Raw genomic sequence first — 18,117 nt, 5'->3', positions numbered from 1 at the left:
CATGCGCCGCATCATCGCCCTGCCGCTGGCCTGTCTCGCCCTTGCCGCCTCGGCCTGTGGTTTCCAGCTGCAGGGCGTCAGCAGCTTTCCGCCGGAGCTCGCCAAGGTCTACCTGGCCGTGCCGGATCCGAACTCCGACCTGGCGGTGCAGCTGCGCCGCTCGCTGGCGGCGGCGGGGGTGGTGCTGACCCAGGATGCAACTGCGGGGACGGCGACGTTGCGCATCGTCGACGAGCGCTACGGCCGCCGGGTGAAGTCGGTGTCGGCGCAGAACCGGCCGACCGAGTACGAGGTCTTTTACGTCGCCCAGTACGAGGTCGAAGGCACGGCAGGGATCCTGCTCGCCCCGCAGCGCGTGAGCCGCAGCCGGGTGTTCCCCTACAACGAGCGTGACATCCTCGGCAAGCAGCAGGAGGAAGAGATGTTGCGCGAGGCGCTCGCGCGCGACATCGCCGGGCTGATTACGCGCCAGCTGGCGGGTCTCGATCCTTGAGCGAGCCGGAAGTCGTCGTGCTCGGCGACGGTTTCGAATCAGGCGTGCAACGACTCCTCGCCCGCTACGGCATGACGCTGGCCCGGGTTCCTGCCGGTGCCGAGATCCCGGGCTCGTGGTGGGGCGAGCGCGAGGCGGGCCTGCGCGGCGACGTGCTGTATGCACGTGCGGATACGCCGCTGCACTCGGTGCTCCACGAAGCATGCCACTATGTCTGCATGTCGCCCGAGCGACGGTCAGCGCTGGATACCGACGCCGGCGGCGGTTACGACGAGGAGAACGGGGTCTGTTACCTGCAGGTCCTGCTCGCGGACGAGCTGCCCGGCTTCGGCCGGGCGCGCATGTTCGCGGACATGGATGCCTGGGGCTACTCTTTCAGGCTCGGCGCGACGCGCGCCTGGTTCGAGCAGGACGCCGACGACGCGCTGCAGTGGCTCCAGCAATATCACCTGGCGGATGCCGACGGCCGCCCGACCTGGCGGCTGCGGGAGAGCTGAAGGCTGCCGGCCCTTACTGTTCCAGGGTGCCGCTGCGATCGAAAGGAATGCTGCGCAGGAACATCCCGCCAAGGTGCAGCCGGCCACGCAAGCGGTATTCCAGGGCCTCTTCCTGGCTGCCCAGCTGCATGGCCTGGCGCAGCACGTCGAACAGCGAGGTGGTGACCACCACGGTAGTCTCCGCCTCGCCGAGCCGCGGCAGCAGGAAGCCGCTATCGCTCACGCCGCGCGCGAGGCGGCGGCCGTTCAGGTCGAGACTGAAGTCCAGGCCCTGGATGTCGATGTCGCGGTTGTTGGGATTGATCACCCGCAAGCCGACCGCGAAGCGCTGTTCGAGGGCGTCCTGCTCGTGCTCGAGCACGCGAAAGCTCGTCAGCTGCAGTTCGGGCGTCTCCAGCGAGCTCACGCTGGCGCAGCCGCCGGCGGACAGCAACAGCCCCAGGGCGGCAAGCAATGCAATCAACCTCGACATGGCGTTCTCCGGTGCGCTCAAGACCGCCATTATAGGTCGCGGGCGCGCGTTGCGGGCGCGGGGCGGCGCTGCCACACTCCGGGCTGGCATCCACGGCAGCGACAAGGAGAGCGACGCATGCCCACTTTGTTCGAAAAGATCATTGCCGGCGAACTGCCCGCGGATTTCGTCTACCGCGACGAGCGGGTCGTGGCCTTCCGCGACATCCATCCCCAGGCCCCCGTGCACGTGCTCATCATCCCGGTGAAACCGATCCCCACGGCCAACGACATCGAGGACGGTGACGCGGAGCTGGTCGGGCACATGTTCTGCGTGGCCCGCGACATCGCGCGCCAGGAGGGCCTGGCCGAGGACGGCTACCGGCTCATCATCAACTGCAATGCGCATGGCGGCCAGGAGGTGTATCACCTGCACCTGCACCTGGTGGGCGGTCGCCCGCTCGGCCGCATGCTGCAGCCGCAATGAGCGTCGCGGCACTGGCGCTGGCCGGCATGATGCTCGATCCCTCGGTCGCGGGGCGCTTCGCGGAGCTGGCGCTGTCCTGCGTGCATCGCGAATACCCCAACAAGATCGCGCACGTGCTCAACGATGACGCGGACGCGAGGCCGCCGCGCGAGCTGACGCCCGTGTTCTGGGGTTGCTTCGACTGGCACTCCTCGGTGCATGGTCACTGGCTGCTCGCCCGGCTGGCGCGGCTGGAGCCCGACGCCGCGTTCGCGCCCGCGGCGCGCGCCGCGCTGGCGCGCAGCCTCACGGCCGCGGGCATCCTGGCTGAAGTGGCGTATCTCGAGGCCCCGGGACGGGAGGGGTTCGAGCGCCCCTACGGACTGGCCTGGCTGTTGCAGCTCGGCGCGGAGCTGCGCGAGTGGGACGACCCCGAGGCGCGCCGCTGGTCACAGGCGCTCGCCCCGCTGGAAGCCGTCGCCGCGCAGCGCCTGAAGACATGGTTGCCGAAGCTGGCCTATCCCATCCGCTCCGGCGAACACTCGCAGACGGCCTTCGCCTTCGGGCTGGCCCTGGACTGGGCGCGCCTGGCGGGCGACGCCGAGCTTGCCGCGCTCATCGAGGACACTTCGCGCACACTGTACCTCGGCGACCGGGACTGCCCGCTGGCCTACGAGCCCTCGGGCCACGATTTTCTTTCGCCCTGCCTGGCCGAGGCCGACCTGGTGCGCCGCCTGCTGCCGCCGGCAGAATTTGCGGCGTGGCTGGCGAATTTCATGCCCGGCCTGCCGGAGGACGGCGACGCGGAGTGGCTCCCGGTGGCGCGGGTCACCGATCGCACGGACGGCAAGCTGGCGCACATCGACGGCCTGAACCTGAGCCGCGCGTGGATGCTGGAGGGCATCGCCGCCGGGTTGCCGGCCGGCGACCCCAGGCGCATCAGCCTGCGCGCCGCGGCCGCGGCGCACGCCCGGTCGGGCCTGGCCGGCGTGAGTGATGCGCATTACGCCGGCAGCCACTGGCTCGGCAGTTTCGCCACCTACCTGGTGACGGGGCGGGGTTTGCCCTCAGGCGCCGAGGCGCGTGGGCAGGAGGCGCAGCGGGACGAGTAGCGCCAGCACCGCGGTGAGGGTGGGCCCGAACGGCAGGTCCAGGCCCAGCGCCAGCAGGAAGCCGGCCATGCACGCGACCAGGCCGAGGGCGGCGCTGAGCGCCAGCGCCCGGTACCAGCCACGGGCCAGGCGGAAGGCCACCCACGGTGGCAGCAACATCATGGCGAAAGTGGCCATCACGCCCATGGTGCTGATTCCGAGCACCACGCCGCACGCCACCAGGGCCTCGAAGCCGAACTCGTGCGGCCAGGTCGGCAGGCGGTTGGCGGTGTAGTGATCGGGAAACAGGCGGCCCAGCACGAGCCGCCGCGACAGCCACCGCCCCCCCGCCAGCAGGCATCCCAGCAGCGCCGCCGCGCCGGCCAGGTGCGCGGCGGTGGTGAAGTACAGCTGGCCGTTGAGCAGCCGGGTCGCCACCAGGTCGGCGTGGTGTCCGCGCGTCGCCAGCAGCAGCACGGCCGCCCAGCCCGCCAGCAGCATCACGGCGTAGTGCTCGTTACGCGCCCGGCCGGTGAAGAAACGCACCAGGCCCGCGGCCAGGGCGCCGAGCAGCGCGAAGACGAGCACCGGCGCGTGCAGCAGGGCGCCCGCCACGCCGCCGGCGGCAGCTGCCTGGGCGACGCCGAGGCTGGACAACCACTGTTCCCGCAAGCGCAGCCCGGCGCCGAGCAGGGGCAGGGCGAGCGCCAGCAGCAGCCCGGTTGCCAGCGGCAAGCGGAACAGCGGGTCCCAGGCGAGGCTCAGGGACATGGCGACACGATCCGGTGGCAGGCGGCCTCGAGAAACCCGGCGTCGTGGCTCACCATCAGTACCGCGCGCTGCGGCGACAGGCGGGCGATCTCCGCCAGCAGCAGGTCGATGGCGTCGGGGTCGAGGTTGTTGGTCGGCTCGTCCAGCAGCACCAGTCTCGCCGGCCCGGTGAGGCAGGCCCAGGCGTGCAGCAGCTGGAACTCGCCGCCGCTCATTTCCTCCAGGCAACGCCCGAGCAGGCCTGCCAGCCGCAGCGGCAGCGACTCGCTGCGGGCACCCGCGGCGCGCAGCACCTCCCGGCCGGTGAGCGGCAACTCCGGGGGGCGCTCGGGCCGCTGCCGATGATGCGCCACCGTGAGCCCGGGCGCGCGCTCGAGCCGGCCGCCGTGCAGCACCGCAGTGCCGGTGATGAGACGCAGCAGCGTGGTCTTGCCCTGGCCGTTGGCGCCGCTCAGCCCCAGGACTTCGCCGGGCTCGATGCGGAAGGACACGGGCCCGACCACCGGCCGGGCGTACCCGGCCCGTGCGGCCACCAGTTCCAGCAGCGGGTGCCCGGCGTTCAGTTGCCCTCCAGCCGCAGCACCCAGCTTTCGATGAGCGCCACGTAGTCGTCGGCGGTGCCGTCCACCGGCACATTGTTGCGCATGCGGTGCACCGGCCAGCCCAGCGCAGCGCCGACCCGCTGTGCCCCTTCGGCCGGCTCGTACTCCATGTGGAACACCACGCCGTCGCGGCCTTGCAGCTCGGTCACGAGCGCGGCGATGTGCCGCGCCGTCGGGGGTATGCCGGGCAGGGGCTCGAGATAACCCAGCACCTCGACGCCCAGCCTGCGCATCAGGTACACCGCGTCCTTGTGGTGCAGCAACACCCCGGGGGCGCCGGCGGCCCGCTGCCGCCATCCCTCGGTCTCCTCGCGCATGCGCGCGGCGAAGGCCGCGGCGTTGGCGCTGAAGAGCGCGGCATGCGCCGGATCCAGCACCGCCAGCTGGGCGGCCAGCGCCTCCGCCGCTACTCCCATGCGCAGCGGGTCGAAGTAGACGTGCGGATTGCCCATGGGGTGCACGTCGCCCAGCGCCCGGTCCGCCGGCGTCCCGGCATCCTCCAGCGTCACCGCGGCGGCCGCCTCGAAGTAGCCGGGCCGGCCGGGCAGGACGCCCGGATTGCGCGCGGCCTGCAACGCGGCGGGGAGCCAGCCGAGCTCGAGCTCGGCACCCACCGCCACGGCCAGGTCGGCCTGTCGCAGGGCCACCATCATGCTGGGACGCGCCTCGAAGTGATGCACGTCGCGGTCGCCCGGGGCGAGCACGACGACCTCGACGTGCTCGCCCCCGACGGTGCGCGCCAGCATGGCCATGTTGGGCGTGGTGGCCGCCACCTGCAGCGCGGCCGCGGCCGGCAGCGCGCTCGCGAGCAGCGCGCATCCGGCCAGCAGTCGTTTCAGCACATGCATGCCTGGCTCCTAGAACGTGTGTGCGCCGTGCGCGCCGAAGTTCATCTGGAACTGGAGGAAGACCTGGTTATAGGTCTCCCGCTCGCCGTCGTCCACCGAGATGTCGCCGCGGCTGAGCTGCAGGCGCAGGCGCGAGTACTCCGTGGGCAGGAAGTTCAGCGCTGCCGTATAGCGCTTCGAGCTGTCCCATTCCTCGCCGCCGGCGCGGCCTGTGCTGTTGGTGAGGCCGACCTCGTCGTAGCGCAGGCCCACCGTCCAGCGCTGGGCGATGCCGTACACGCCCTGCACGTAGAACCCGTCCTGCTTCTCCTCGAAGGATTCCTCGACGCCGATGTCGCCGACCTGGAACTCGTTCAGCGGGTCGTCGCATGCCAGGTCTTCCGGCTCGCAGGCGAAGAAGACGTCGCGCCGGTCGATGTCGCGCGTGCGGTAGTAGTACTCGCCCTGCAGCTTGAAGGCGCCGCGCAACCCCGTGCCGCCGGAGGGCAGGTACTTGTAGACCGCGTCGAGGCCCCAGAAGGTGGCGCTGCCTTCATGATCCTCGTAGAAAGTCTCGCGCTCGATACTGTTCTGGAAGCTGCTGGCGTACCCTGCCGAGGCGCCGAGCTGCAGCGCATGCTCGAAGCCGAGGTCGGGCGCGTACTTGGCGAAGCCGGTGAACAGCCGCGGGCCTGCCGCGTCCTCCAGGATACGTGCCGTCCCCTCGACGTCGTCCTGCTCGCCGAGATGGTTCGCGATGCCGGCGGTCTCGCCCTGCAGGGCTTCCACCCCGAGGCGCAGGTATTGCGAGGTCGGTGCCAGCCAGCTCAGCTGGACGCCGGTCTCCTGGAGGCCGTGGTCGCCGAACAGCAGCTCGTTGACCAGCGGGCGGTCGAAGAAATCCCAGCTGTGCGGGTGCTGCTTGTTGATATAGCCGACATCGCTGAGGAACTTGCCGAACTTCGCCTGCAGGCCCGCCGGCAGCGCGCGCGTGGTGATGAACGCTTCCTCCAGCTCGACCTCGTCGCCGTCGAAGACGAACATCACGAAGGCGTCGAAATAGGGATCGACCGTGGCGGCCAACGCGATCTCGACTTCGCGCAGATTGAAGCCGCGCTCCAGCTCGCCGTGGCCATGGTCGTGTTCGTCCTCGTGTCCGCCGCCGTGCTCCTCGCCTTCCTCCTCGTGGCCGTGGCCGGCGGAAAAGCCGTCCGCCTCGGAGAGAATCTCGAAGGCTTCGCCGCCGACGTTGTCGCTGTAATAGACGCCGTCGACGATCACCGAGATCGCCGGGTTGAAGCGCGAGCCCGCGCTGACCTGCTTGCCCAGCGGTTGCGGGGCGGGACGCAGGTTGGCTGGGTCCAGCGGATCCTTCTGCGGGCCGGATGCTGCGGCGGGGGACGCGGTCATGCAAAGCGCGGCGGCGATGCCGCCGATGAGAATACGGTTCATGTCTCTGCCTCTCGGATCAGTCTTGGTCTTGTGCGGCAGCCTGCCACCGCCGCGAGCGACCGCGGGCGCGATCGCTCCACCGGCAAGGTGGCGAGCTGCGTGTCGCGGGGCCATGAGCCCCTTGGTGCGGCGCGTCGCGCCGCAGCGCTCAGCTGGAGAGGCGAGGGGGTCCCCGCGGCAGCGGGGTGAGCGCCGGCGCAACAGCCGTGGGCGCGGGCAAGAAGACCGGGTCGGCGTTTGCACGGAGCGGGACGAGCGAGGCGAAGCCTGGCGCAGGCAGCGCCTGGCCGCCGCGTTCGAGCACCAGGCAGGCTTCGCAGGTTTCTCCGGGACCGTGGGTCTCGAGGACATGGTGCAGCTCGGCGCCGACGAAACGCAGCACCAGCACCAGCGCCCCGATCCAGGCGAGGCGGGCGAGATACTGCGGTACTTTGGCGTGGCGCTGCGACATGGACCCTCCGGGGCGCACTAAGATACCCCGCCGACCGACATGCTCCAAGCCCTTGTTTGTGTGGCTTGCGCCGGGATTGGGCGTGCTACACTGCCGCTGCGATGAAAAACCCCGGGAACATCCTACCAACCCGTGTCACTCTCGCCTGAACAGCTTGAGGCCGGCCTCGCCCGTCGCCTCGCGCCCGCCTACCTGATCGCCGGAGACGAGCCCCTGCTCACGCAGGAGTGCGCGGACGCCGTGCGTCGTCGCGCCCGGCAGGATGGCTTCAGCGAGCGCGAAGTGCATTACGTGGAGCGCGGCTTCGACTGGAATGCGCTGGCCGGAAGCCTGTCCAGCATGTCGCTGTTCGCCTCCCGGCGTCTGGTGGAGCTGCGCTTCCGCACGCCCGGTGCCGGTGAAGGCGGGACCGACCTGTTCGCGCGCCTCGCGCAGTCGCCGCCGGACGACGTGGTGCTGCTGGGCATGGCGCCGAAGATGGACCGTCGGCAGCAGCAGAGCGCATGGGTGCAGGCTTTTGTCGGCGGCGGTGTCCTGGTGGAGGCGCGGCCCGTCGAGCCGCCCGCGCTGCCGGCATGGATCGAGGCTCGCTTGCGACGTGCCGGCCTGCGCGCCGACGCCGAGGCGGTACGGCTCCTGGCCGAGCGCGTCGAGGGCAACCTGCTGGCGGCGCACCAGGAGATCGAGAAGCTGCGCCTGCTGTACGACCAGGGCGACCTCGACGCCGAGCGCGTGCGTGCCGCGGTGGCAGACAGTGCGCGCTACGACATTTTCAAGCTCGCCGATGCGGCTCTCGCGGGCGACCTTGGCCGCGCATTGCGCATCCTGGCAGGGCTGCGGGCCGAGGGACTGGCGATCCCGCAGGTGCTGTGGCCCCTGGTGCGGGAGATCCGCAGCCTGGTGCGCCTGCGCTGGTTCCTGGACGAGGGCATGTCGGCGCAGGCCGCGATGGCCAAGGCCGGCGTCTGGCGCAACCGGGCCGGGATGGTGCAGCGGGCGGTGGCGCGGCATGATGCCGCCGCCCTGCGCGCCCTGGCGCGCAAGGCGGCGCTGGTCGACAGGGTGGCGAAGGGCGACTTGCCGGGCAATGCCTTGCGGCTGCCGCCGGGCCTCGGCGGCGTGCGCACCACGGCACTGGCGGACGGCTGGCTGGAACTGTCCGAGCTGGTGATCCAGCTGGCCGGACCGGTGCGGCGGGCCGCGTGAGCAGCGCGCAGGGCTCCGGCGCCATGGGCGTCTTCGGCGGCACTTTCGATCCCGTGCATTACGGCCACCTGCGCACGGCGCTGGAGTTGCTGGAGTACGCGGAGCTGGCGCAAATGCGTTTCATGCCGGCCGGCGTACCGCCGCATCGCGCCACGCCGCACGCCGACGCCCGCACGCGGGTGGCGCTGGTGCAGGCGGCCATAGAGGGCGAGTCGCGCTTCTGCGTCGACGACCGCGAGCTGCGCCGCGACGGGCCGTCCTGGACGGTGGATACGTTGCGCGAACTGCGCTCCGAGCATGGCGCGAGGCCGATCTGCCTCGTCGTCGGCATGGACGCGTTCATCGGCCTGACCTCGTGGCACCGGTGGGAGGAGATCCTGGACCTCGCCCACCTCCTGGTGGCACACCGTCCGGGCTGGCAGGCGCCGGCCGACGGCGTGCTCGGGCAGCTGCTGCGCGAACGCCGCGTCGACACGGGAGCCGCGCTGCACGCGTCGCGCGCGGGGCGCATCGGCATCTGCGCGGTGACCCAGCTGGAAATCTCTTCCAGCGCCATTCGCGAACTCGTGAGGGCGGGGCGGGAGCCTCGTTACCTGGTACCCGATCCGGTCTGCCGGCTGCTGGCCGCCTCGGGATGTTACAAGGCAGCCGCAGAGAGGCATTGATGACGGAAGATTCCTTGCAGGATACGGTGGTCGCGGCGCTGGAGGACCTCAAGGCGCGCGACGTCAAGGTGCTTGACGTGCGCGGCCTGACCAGCATCGCCGACAGCATGATCATCGCCAGCGGCACCTCCGACCGGCACGTGCGCTCGCTGGCGGAGAACGTGATCGAGAAATGCAAGGAGGGCGGCCATCGACCGTATGGTGTCGAGGGGTTGAAGGAGGGCGAGTGGGTGCTCGTCGACCTGCACGACATCGTGGTGCACGTGATGCTGCCGCGCATGCGGGACTTCTACAACCTGGAGAAGCTCTGGGCCGTTCCGGCTGGCGCAGACCGGGTCAAGGTCGAGGCCTGAGGGCGTGCGGCTGCGGCTGGTGGCCGTGGGCACCCGCATGCCGTCGTGGGTGGAGCAGGGCTTCGCGGAGTATGCCGGGCGCATGCCGCGCGAATGCCGCCTCGAGCTGCGCGAGCTGCCGCTGGGCAAGCGCAGCAAGCAGTCCGATCCGGCGCAGGCGGTCGCCGACGAGGGTCGCCGGCTGCTCGCTGCTGCCGACGGCTGCACCCGGGTCTGCCTCGACGTGCGTGGCCGTGCCGTGGATACCGCGGCACTGGCGCAGCGGCTCGCTGCCTGGCTGCAGTCGGGCCGCGACGTGGCCCTGCTGGTGGGTGGCCCGGACGGGCTGGCCCCGGAATGCCTTGCCGGCGCCGACTGGCGCTGGTCTCTGACGCCCCTGACCCTGCCGCACGGGCTGGTGAGGGTGATGGTCGCTGAGCAGCTCTACCGCGCCTGGACCGTGCTGTCGGGCCATCCCTACCATCGCGCCTGAGGCCGGTGCGGTCCCGCTTGTAACCACGCTCCGCAGCGGGGAAACTGGCGCCATGAATTCCTGCGCGCTGGTGCTCGCCTCGGCTTCGCCGCGGCGCCTCCACCTCCTGTCTTCGCTCGGGCTGCAGCTCGATGTATCGCCCGTGGATATCGACGAGACGCCGGGTGCCGGGGAAGACCCGGCCGCCCTGGCGCTGCGCCTGGCGGAGGCGAAAGCTGCAGTCGCCGCCGCGCGTCATCCCGGCCGGGTGGTCCTGGCCGCCGACACGGTGGTCGCGCTGGGCGCGGACACGCTGGGCAAGCCGGCCGACGCTGTCGAGGCGAACCGCATGCTGCAGCGCCTTTCCGGGGTGCGCCACGAAGTGTTCACCGCCGTGGCGGCGCGCCGGGACCGTCAGGCCGGGTCCCGCCTGTCGCGCAGCGAGGTCGACTTTCGTGTTCTCGCGCCGGAGGAGATCGAGACCTATGTCGGCACGGGCGAGCCGCTGGACAAGGCGGGCGCCTACGGCATCCAGGGCGTGGCCGCGGTCTTCATATCACGACTGTGCGGGAGCTACAGCGGGGTGGTCGGCATTCCCCTGCACGATACCGCGGAGCTGCTGCGTGATTTCGGCATCGACGTGCTGCGCTGCGCCGGGGGGGGGAGGTGAGCGAAGAGATCCTGGTCAACGTCAACCCGCGCGAGACGCGTGCCGCGCTGCTGGAGAACGGTGTGGTGCAGGAGGTGTTCATCGAGCGCGACAGCCGCCGCGGCCTCACCGGCAACGTCTACAAGGGCCGCGTGCGCCGCGTGTTGCCCGGCATGCAGGCTGCCTTCGTCGATATCGGGCTGGAGCGCACCGCCTTCCTGCATGCCTCGGACATCCTGCGCGCGGAGGAAGTGGTGGCGGAGGGCCTGGAGCCTGCAGCAGAGGTCGGCATCCGCGACCTCCTCGTCGAGGGCCAGGAGATCCTGGTGCAGGTGGTCAAGGACCCGCTCGGCAGCAAGGGGGCGCGCCTGACCACCTTCGTCACCATTCCCTCGCGTTACCTGGTGTACCTGCCGTTCGGCTCCGGTATCGGGGTCTCCGCGCGCATCGACGAGGAAACAGAGCGCGCCAGGCTGCGCGACATCATGGCAGACATCGTCACCGGTCCGGGCGGCTGGATCGTGCGCACGGCGGCGGAGGGCGCGCCGCGCGACGCCCTGCGCGCCGACATGATTTTCCTTTGCCGGCTGTGGGAGGCCGTGTCGCGACAGGGCCGCACCGCGGCGCCCGGCACGCTGGTGCACGCCGACCTCGACCTGTCGCTGCGCCTGTTGCGCGACCTGCTGGCGCCGCGGGTGGAGCGCGTCCGGGTCGACGACGCCGACGCCTACGCCCGCATGAAGCGCTTTGCCACCACTTTCATCCCGGAGATGGCGCCGAAAATCGAGATGTACGCGGAGGCGCGACCGATCTTCGACCTGCATGGTGTCGAGGACGAGATCGTGCGTGCGCTGGAGCGCAAGGTGCCGCTGAAGTCCGGCGGCTACCTGGTGATCGACCAGACCGAGGCGATGACGACCATCGACGTGAACACGGGCGCCTACGTCGGCCACCGCAATCTCGAGGAGACCATTTTTCGCACCAACCTCGAGGCCGCGCAGGCCATCGCGCGGCAGGTACGCCTGAGGAACCTCGGCGGCATCATCATTGTCGATTTCATCGACATGGAGGAAGAGGAACATCGCGAACAGGTGCTCGCCGCGCTGGAACGCGCGCTGCAGGGCGACCACGCACGCAACCAGATCACCGAGGTGTCGCGGCTCGGGCTCGTCGAGATGACGCGCAAGCGCACGCGCGAGAGCCTCGAGCACGTGCTCTGCCACGCCTGTCCGAGCTGTCGCGGGCGCGGCTCCGTGAAGACGCCCGAGACCGTCTGCTACGAAATCTTTCGCGACATCCTGCGCCAGGCGCGCCAGTTCGACTTCCAGGAGTTGCTGGTGCTGGCGCATGCGGAAGTGCTCGACCTGCTGGTGGACGAGGAGGCAGCCGGACTCGCCGAGCTGGAGTCGCTCACGGGCAAGCCGATCCGCCTGCAGGCCGAATCGGGCTATTCACACGACCAGTACGATGTCGTGCCCATCTAGCGCCGGCCCGGCGCGAGGCACAGGCTGCGGAAGGCGATGCGCGGAGTGATACGCAAGCTCTGGCGCATCCTGGGCGCCACTGTCGCCGTGCTGGTCATCCTGGCTGCAGTGCTGCTCGGGGTGTTGCGCCTGCTGCTGGTGCAGGTGCCGGAATATCGCGCCGATGTCGAAGCGCGCGCGGAGGCGCTGCTGGGTTTCCCGGTCGCGATCGGCGCCATCGATGCACGCCTCGGTTTCAGCGGCCCGGAGTTCCGCTTTGAGCGCATCAGGGTCCTGACCCGGGACGGGGCCCGCACCTTGTTCCTCGCCGAGCACGGCGCGATCCAGTTCGACCCCTGGTCCCTGCTGCGCGGCCGGCCGAGCCCCGAGCTGGTGGGACTGACAGGGGTCTCCCTGCGGGTGGAACGCGCTGCCGAGGGTCGCTGGCAGCTCTACAGCGAAGGTGAGCCGCTGCTGCCGGACAGCGCCGGTGCGGAGGGGCGCGGGCCGCTGCCGCGGCTCGACCACCTGCCTGCAGGGCAGTTGCAGCTGAGCGAAGTCACCCTCGAATTCGAGGACCTGCAGCGCGGCACGGGGCCATGGACACTGTTCCTGGAGGAGTTCGACCTCGACCTGCAGCCCGGGCGCGTGGCACTGGCCGCGAGCGGGCGCTTGCCGGGGGAGCTCGGCAATGCCCTGGACCTGTCGCTGGCGGTCACGGCACAGGACGAACGCGGCTGGCCGCGCGACTGGGAGGGTGGCGTCTCCGCCACCGCGCTCGACCTGGCAGTCCTCGCCGCGGCGCTGGGCCCCGACGGCGAATGGCCGCAGGCCGGGATCGTGGATGTAAGCATCTCGGCCGCCGTCGCAGGCGGCGTGCCGGAGCGCGTTGCCGGCGACCTGCGGGCACGCCAGCTTCAGTTGCCTGTTGCGCAGAGCCTTGCAGCAGGTGCGCCCGGGGTCGCCGCTCCGGCCTACGGCCAGCTCGGATCCAGTTTCGAGTGGACGCGCTCTCCCGGCGGCTGGACGCTGGTCCTGGGCGAGCTGGAAGTGGGGCGCGAGGGACGTCGCTGGCGCAGCCCGTCCGCCACACTGGCGCTGGGGAACGACGGCGGCATCCGGCGCCTGTTGTGGTCGGCCGACCGCCTGCAGCTGGAGGACCTGCTCCCCGCGGCCCGCTGGCTGCCGGAAGCCTGGCGCGACCCGGTGCTTGCCCTGGCCCCGGCGGGACAGCTCGAAGGCCTCGAAGGGCGGGCAGCCTGGCCTGCCGGTGGTGGCCGCCTGCAGGAGCTCGGTGTCGAGGCGCGCTTCGCGGCGCTCGAGGTGGCGCCCTTCGGGCGCTGGCCCGGCGTGAGCAACCTGTCCGGCATGATCGCGGGCGACCTCGACGGCGGCTCGGGAGAGATCTCGAGCCAGGCGAGCCGCCTTGAACTGCCGCAGATGTTCCGGGCGCCGCTGGCGCTCGACAGGCTGCAAGCCGCTTTCGAATGGCGCCGCGAACCGGGTGCGCTGCTGCTGCGCCTGCCGCAACTGGAGGCCGGGAACGCGGACGCCGTGGTGAGCGGGCGCGCGCTGTTGAAGCTCCCCGAGGGGGATGCTTCTCCCGAACTGGACATGAACGCCGTGGCGCGCCAGGTATCCATGGCGGCCGCGCCGGGCTATCTGCCGGTAGGGGTCATGCCGGAGCGGGTCGTGGCCTGGCTCGACCGCGCCTTGCAGGGGGGGCGCGTGCCGGAGGCTCGCTTCGAGTTGCGCGGCCCGACGCGTGCATTTCCATTCCGGGACGAGACGGGCGTTTTTCGTGTCGACTTCGACTGGGAGGACGGCGTCCTCGACTTCAGCCCCGGCTGGCCGGCGGCCACGGCGCTCGCGGCAGCGGTGCGCTTCGAGAACGAGGGCTTGTACGCGGAGGTTGCGCGCGGCGAGCTTGCCGGGGTGCAAGCCGGCCCCGTGGAGGTCGCGATTCCGGACCTTGCGCGCGGCGAGCTCCGGGTGCAGGGACGGGCGGCGGGAAGCCTCGCTGCGATGCGCGAGTTCGTCCTCGCAGCCGACCTGCTCGAACGCACCATCGGCCCGGGGCTGGCCCCGGCGCAGATCCAGGGCGGGTCGGCCGAGGCGCAGGTGGACCTGGAGTTGCCCTTGCGTGCACTGGCGCAGAGCCGCGCCCGCGTCGAACTGGACGTGCGCGACGGCGCGATCGCGTACGGATTCCTCGGCGCGCCCCTGGAAGAGATCAACGCGCGCCTGAGTATCGACAATGCGCGCGTGACCGCGGAGAGCGTCAGCGCCACGCTGGCGGGCGCAGCGGTTTCCGCTGCTGTGTCGGTCCAGCCGGACGGGGCGGTCCGCGTGGACGGCAGCGGGCGCATGACCGATGCCCGGCTTGCCCGCGTGCTGCGCCTGCCCCTGGAGCGGTGGCTGGCAGGCGAATCGCCATGGCAGGGGCATATCGTTTTCCCTGCCCCCGGTACCGACGAGCCGCTGCGGATGGAGGTCGTGTCGGGGCTCGAGGGCATGGTGGTGGGCCTGCCGCAGCCCTTCCGCAAGGCGTCCGCAGGACAGCGCAGGCTGCGGGTGCAGGCCGAGTTCGCCGACCCGGCGTATTACGACGCCGTGCTGGAATGGGACGAGGCCCTGCGCGCGAAAGTCCGCGTGGAGCGTACGGGGCCGGAACCGCGACTTGGCGTCGTGCCGGGCGGTGTCGACAACACTGTGCCCGGCGTGGTGCTCAGCGGGGCCGTCGCCGAGCTGGACCTCGGCGGCTGGTTCGGGCTCGACTGGCCGGAACAAGTCGACGGCGATGGCCTGGGACAGGCGATTGCCGGGGGGCGCCTGCTCATCGGCCGGCTCGTCACGCCGTGGGCGGAATTCGAAGACCTGCTGCTCGAGGCGACGCACGAAGAATCCCATTGGCGCTTGGCCGTGGATGCGGAGCGCGCGGCGGGACAGCTGCGCTTCCCGCACGCACTTTACGGCGACGATCCCGTGATCGTGAGGCTGGACCGACTGTGGCTCGCATCGCCCGCGCGGGAGGAGGCCACGTCCGGGTCAAAGGACACCACGCCGGAGGGGATCGCGCCGTCGCTGGTGCCGGGCCTGGACCTGCAGGTGGACGACCTGCGCTGGGGCAACATCCGCGCCGGAAGCGTGTCGGGACTGGTGCTGCACGAGGGTGACGGCTTCGAGCTGGTCGGACTGGAAGGCATGGGCGACGGGTTCCTGCTCAAGGCCCAGGGTCGCTCGCGCCTTTCCGATGCGGTCGACGCGTCCAGCCTCGCCCTGGAGCTGGAGAGCGAAGACGTCGGGCAAGCACTGGAGTTCCTAGGCTTCAAGCGCAGCATGGACGCCCGCAGCGGGCGCTTCGAAGCCAGCGTCGAGTGGCAGGGCGGCCTGCGTCGTGACTGGCTGGGCGCCATCGAGGGCACGGCGCGAATCGACATCCGCGACGGTGCGCTGGTGGGGGTCGAGCCGGGCGCCGGGCGGGTGTTCGGCCTGCTCAGTATCCAGGCGCTGCCGCGCCGGCTGGCGCTCGATTTCAAGGACGTATTCGGCGCAGGCACGGCTTTCGATCGCATCACGGGGGACTTCAGCATCGAGGGGGGCGACGCCTACACGGAGAACCTGGTCATGCGTGGCCCCGCGGCAGACATGGGCGTGGTCGGGCGGACCGGCCTCGTCGCGCGCGACTACGACCAGACCGCGGTGATCGCGGCCGACCTGGGGCGCACCCTGCCGGTGGCCGGCACGGTCGTCGGCGGCCCGGTGGTGGGCGCCGCCCTGTTCATTCTTTCCGAGATGCTGCGCAAGCCCTTCGAGGCCCAGCTGACTTACCGCATCACCGGGCCCTGGGAGGACCCCGTGATCGAGCGCCTGGGCGCCGCGCAAGCGCCATCGGGGCCCCGCGACGCTGCGCCTGAAGCGCCGCGCGAGGAACCTCGATGAGCACGCGGGTCGCCGTGGTTCAGATGTGCTCGGGCCAGGACCGGGAGGCCAACCTGGCATCGGCAGCCAGCCTGCTCGAGTCGGCGGCGCGCCAGGGGGCGCAGCTGGTCGTGCTGCCGGAGAACTTCGCTTTTCTCGGTCGCAGCGAGACCGACCGCATTGCGATGGCGGAGTCGCCCGGCGCCGGCCCGGCGCAGGATTTCCTCGCCGCGCAGGCGCGCGAACTCGGGGTGTGGATCGTCGGCGGCACGCTGCCGGTGCTCGAGGCGGGCGAGTCGCGCCCGCGTGCGGCCTGCCTGTTGTTCGACGACCAGGGGCGGCTCGCCGCGCGCTATGACAAGGTGCACCTGTTCGACGTCAGCGTGCCCGGTGCGGGCGAGGGCTACCGCGAGTCCGCGGGCACGGCGCCGGGGACGGCGGCCGTGGTGGCGCAAGTGCCTCTTGGCCGGCTCGGCCTCGCGGTCTGCTACGATGTGCGCTTTCCCGAGCTGTTCCGGGTCATGTCGGCCGCCGGCATGGATGCCGTGGCGTTGCCTGCGGCCTTCACCGCGCCGACCGGCCGCGCCCACTGGGAGTTGTTGGTGCGGGCGCGTGCCGTCGACAACCTTGCCTGCGTGCTTGCCGCCGCCCAGTGGGGCGAGCACCCCGGCGGGCGGCGGACCTGGGGCGACTCGATGATCGTCAACCACTGGGGCGAAGTGCTGGCGCGTCGCCGCGAAGGCGCAGGCGTCGTCGTCGCGGACCTGGACCTCGCGGCGCAGCGCGAGGCGCGACAGAAATTCCCGGTGCTGGAACACAGGCGCGCGCAGGGTGTCCTGCGCATGCGCACGGAGACCGACTGATGAACGATACAGCGATGCAGGCCACCGTCGACCGCCTGCTGGCCCCGGCGGGACTGCAGCAGCGGGATCTCGACCGCCTGCTCGGGCGCATCATGGGGCGCGCCGTCGACGCGGCGGACATCTACATCCAGTCCCTGCGCCAGGAAGCCTGGACGCTGGAGGACGGCAAGGTCAAGGATGCCAGCCACACCATCGAGCAGGGTGCCGGCATCCGCGCCGTGAGCGGCGAGAAGACGGGTTTTGCCTATTCCGACGAGCTCGTCATGCCGGCGCTCAGCGCCGCCACCGATGCGGCGCGCGCTATCACCCGCCAGGGCGGGGACGGTGCGGTGCAGGCCTGGCACTCGCCGCGTCCGGCGCCGCTCTATCCGGCTCTCGACCCGCTGGGCACGCTGGCCGACGAGGCGAAGATCGAGTTCCTCGAGCGGCTCGATGCCGTCACCCGCGCCGTCGATCCCCGTATTCGCGAGGTCGTGGTCAGCCTGGTGGGCGTGCATGAACTCATCCTCGTCGCCGCCAGCGACGGCACGCTGGCCACGGACGTGCGGCCGCTGGTGCGGGTCAACGTCATGGCGATCGCGGAGCAGGGCGGGCGGCGCGAGCAGGGCTACGCCGGCGGCGGCGGGCGCTTCGGCTACGGCTGGCTGCTGGAGGACGCCCGGGCGGAGGAGTTCGCGCGCGAGGCCGCGCGCCAGGCCCTGGTGAATCTCGAGGCCGTGCCCGCGCCGGCCGGGACCATGCCCGTGATCCTCGGCCCCGGCTGGCCCGGCGTGCTCCTGCACGAGGCCATCGGCCACGGCCTGGAGGGCGATTTCAATCGCCGCGGCACCTCGGCTTTCGCCGGCCGTATCGGCGAGCAGGTGGCCTCTCCCCTGTGCACGGTCGTGGACGACGGCACGCTGCCCGGCCGCCGCGGGTCGCTGACCATCGACGACGAGGGCACGCCCACCAACTGCACCACCCTCATCGAGAACGGGATCCTCAAGGGATACCTGCAGGACAAGATGAACGCGCGGCTCATGGGCACGCGCTCGACCGGCAACGGCCGGCGCGAAAGCTTCGCCCACCTGCCGATGCCGCGCATGACCAACACCTACATGCTGGCGGGGCCGCACGACCCGGCCGAGATCATCGCCAGCATCGACCGCGGCCTGTATGCGGTCAATTTCGGCGGCGGCCAGGTCGACATCACCTCGGGCAAGTTCGTGTTTTCCGCCAGCGAGGCCTACCTGGTGGAGAACGGCCGTATCACCACGCCGGTGAAGGGTGCGACGCTGATCGGCAACGGGCCCGACGTCCTCACCCGCGTCTCCATGGTCGGCAACGACCTGCGCCTCGACGCCGGCATCGGCGTGTGCGGCAAGGAGGGACAGAGCGTCCCGGTGGGCGTCGGCCAGCCGACGCTCAAGATCGACGCGCTGACGGTGGGCGGCACGAACTGAGGCG

The 18,117-nt window shown here is 71.1% G+C and carries 19 protein-coding genes; 13 read left to right on the top strand and 6 right to left on the bottom strand.

The features are described 5' to 3' along the window. Position 1 precedes the first annotated feature (1 nt). Positions 2–493 carry an LPS assembly lipoprotein LptE gene (gene lptE, locus G8346_RS09405; protein ID WP_166050507.1) on the top strand — a complete coding sequence of 164 codons (492 nt, stop codon included), beginning with the start codon at positions 2–4 and terminating at the stop codon, positions 491–493. Between the two features lie 71 nt (positions 494–564). Continuing rightward, positions 565–990 carry a hypothetical protein gene (locus tag G8346_RS09400; protein ID WP_240901425.1) on the top strand — a complete coding sequence of 142 codons (426 nt, stop codon included), beginning with the start codon at positions 565–567 and terminating at the stop codon, positions 988–990. A gap of 13 nt (positions 991–1,003) precedes the next feature. On the opposite strand, the gene G8346_RS09395 is transcribed toward G8346_RS09400, so the two are convergent. Further along, positions 1,004–1,462 carry an LEA type 2 family protein gene (locus G8346_RS09395; RefSeq protein WP_166050503.1) on the bottom strand — a complete coding sequence of 153 codons (459 nt, stop codon included), beginning with the start codon at positions 1,460–1,462 and terminating at the stop codon, positions 1,004–1,006. A 117-nt stretch (positions 1,463–1,579) separates the two neighbouring features. Here G8346_RS09395 and G8346_RS09390 point away from each other — a divergent pair, with 117 nt between their 5' ends. Together G8346_RS09390 and G8346_RS09385 are read left to right on the top strand one after the other, a co-directional pair. Beyond that, positions 1,580–1,927 (top strand): histidine triad nucleotide-binding protein, encoded by a 348-nt coding sequence (locus G8346_RS09390; RefSeq protein ID WP_166050501.1) that lies wholly within the window; start codon positions 1,580–1,582, stop codon positions 1,925–1,927. Continuing rightward, positions 1,924–3,018: a DUF2891 domain-containing protein gene (locus G8346_RS09385; RefSeq protein WP_166050499.1), complete on the top strand. Its 1,095-nt coding sequence runs from the start codon at positions 1,924–1,926 to the stop codon at positions 3,016–3,018. The genes G8346_RS09390 and G8346_RS09385 overlap by 4 nt, the downstream gene beginning before the upstream one ends. On the opposite strand, the gene G8346_RS09380 is transcribed toward G8346_RS09385, so the two are convergent. From G8346_RS09380 to G8346_RS09360, 5 genes are all read right to left on the bottom strand, one after another. Beyond that, a complete protein-coding gene (locus G8346_RS09380; RefSeq protein ID WP_166050497.1) occupies positions 2,974–3,768 on the bottom strand; it encodes a metal ABC transporter permease in 795 nt (264 codons plus the stop codon). The genes G8346_RS09385 and G8346_RS09380 overlap by 45 nt on opposite strands. Then, positions 3,759–4,301, bottom strand: coding sequence for an ATP-binding cassette domain-containing protein (locus G8346_RS09375; protein ID WP_370520578.1), 543 nt, complete (start codon positions 4,299–4,301; stop codon positions 3,759–3,761). Before G8346_RS09375 ends, G8346_RS09380 begins: the two co-directional genes overlap by 10 nt. 26 nt (positions 4,302–4,327) lie before the next feature. Beyond that, positions 4,328–5,218: a metal ABC transporter solute-binding protein, Zn/Mn family gene (locus G8346_RS09370; RefSeq protein WP_166050493.1), complete on the bottom strand. Its 891-nt coding sequence runs from the start codon at positions 5,216–5,218 to the stop codon at positions 4,328–4,330. A 9-nt stretch (positions 5,219–5,227) separates the two neighbouring features. Further along, entirely contained in the window at positions 5,228–6,649 is a 1,422-nt protein-coding gene (locus tag G8346_RS09365; protein ID WP_240901379.1) for a TonB-dependent receptor, read from the bottom strand. 148 nt (positions 6,650–6,797) lie between these two features. Next, on the bottom strand, positions 6,798–7,100 hold the full coding sequence (locus tag G8346_RS09360; RefSeq protein WP_166050491.1) for a hypothetical protein: 303 nt from the start codon (positions 7,098–7,100) through the stop codon (positions 6,798–6,800). A 132-nt stretch (positions 7,101–7,232) separates the two neighbouring features. Here G8346_RS09360 and holA point away from each other — a divergent pair, with 132 nt between their 5' ends. The 9 genes from holA to tldD are packed head-to-tail and all read left to right on the top strand — an operon-like array spanning position 7,233 to position 18,113. Next, positions 7,233–8,306, top strand: coding sequence for a DNA polymerase III subunit delta (gene holA, locus G8346_RS09355; protein WP_166050489.1), 1,074 nt, complete (start codon positions 7,233–7,235; stop codon positions 8,304–8,306). Further along, a complete protein-coding gene (nadD, locus tag G8346_RS09350; RefSeq protein WP_370520577.1) occupies positions 8,303–8,971 on the top strand; it encodes a nicotinate-nucleotide adenylyltransferase in 669 nt (222 codons plus the stop codon). The genes holA and nadD overlap by 4 nt, the downstream gene beginning before the upstream one ends. Beyond that, entirely contained in the window at positions 8,971–9,324 is a 354-nt protein-coding gene (gene rsfS / locus G8346_RS09345; RefSeq protein WP_166050487.1) for a ribosome silencing factor, read from the top strand. The genes nadD and rsfS overlap by 1 nt, the downstream gene beginning before the upstream one ends. Before the next feature lie 4 nt (positions 9,325–9,328). Further along, positions 9,329–9,796, top strand: a complete 468-nt coding sequence (gene rlmH / locus G8346_RS09340) for a 23S rRNA (pseudouridine(1915)-N(3))-methyltransferase RlmH (protein WP_166050484.1) — start codon at positions 9,329–9,331, stop codon at positions 9,794–9,796. Between the two features lie 52 nt (positions 9,797–9,848). Beyond that, on the top strand, positions 9,849–10,445 hold the full coding sequence (locus tag G8346_RS09335; protein ID WP_166050482.1) for a nucleoside triphosphate pyrophosphatase: 597 nt from the start codon (positions 9,849–9,851) through the stop codon (positions 10,443–10,445). Then, positions 10,442–11,908 (top strand): ribonuclease G, encoded by a 1,467-nt coding sequence (gene rng, locus G8346_RS09330; RefSeq protein WP_166050480.1) that lies wholly within the window; start codon positions 10,442–10,444, stop codon positions 11,906–11,908. The genes G8346_RS09335 and rng overlap by 4 nt, the downstream gene beginning before the upstream one ends. A gap of 45 nt (positions 11,909–11,953) precedes the next feature. Continuing rightward, entirely contained in the window at positions 11,954–15,829 is a 3,876-nt protein-coding gene (locus G8346_RS09325) for a YhdP family protein (RefSeq protein WP_166050477.1), read from the top strand. After that, complete coding sequence (locus G8346_RS09320; protein ID WP_166050475.1) at positions 15,826–16,671, top strand: carbon-nitrogen hydrolase family protein; 846 nt, start codon at positions 15,826–15,828, stop codon at positions 16,669–16,671. Before G8346_RS09325 ends, G8346_RS09320 begins: the two co-directional genes overlap by 4 nt. Next, positions 16,671–18,113 carry a metalloprotease TldD gene (gene tldD / locus G8346_RS09315; RefSeq protein ID WP_206202653.1) on the top strand — a complete coding sequence of 481 codons (1,443 nt, stop codon included), beginning with the start codon at positions 16,671–16,673 and terminating at the stop codon, positions 18,111–18,113. Before G8346_RS09320 ends, tldD begins: the two co-directional genes overlap by 1 nt. The last annotated feature ends 4 nt before the right edge of the window (positions 18,114–18,117 follow it).

It is taken from the genome of Thioalkalivibrio sp. XN279, from assembly GCF_011089885.1.
Lineage (GTDB): Bacteria > Pseudomonadota > Gammaproteobacteria > Steroidobacterales > XN24 > XN24.
The sequence above is the reverse complement of the archived record's forward strand: the minus strand, read 5'-3'. Positions and strand labels throughout refer to the sequence as shown.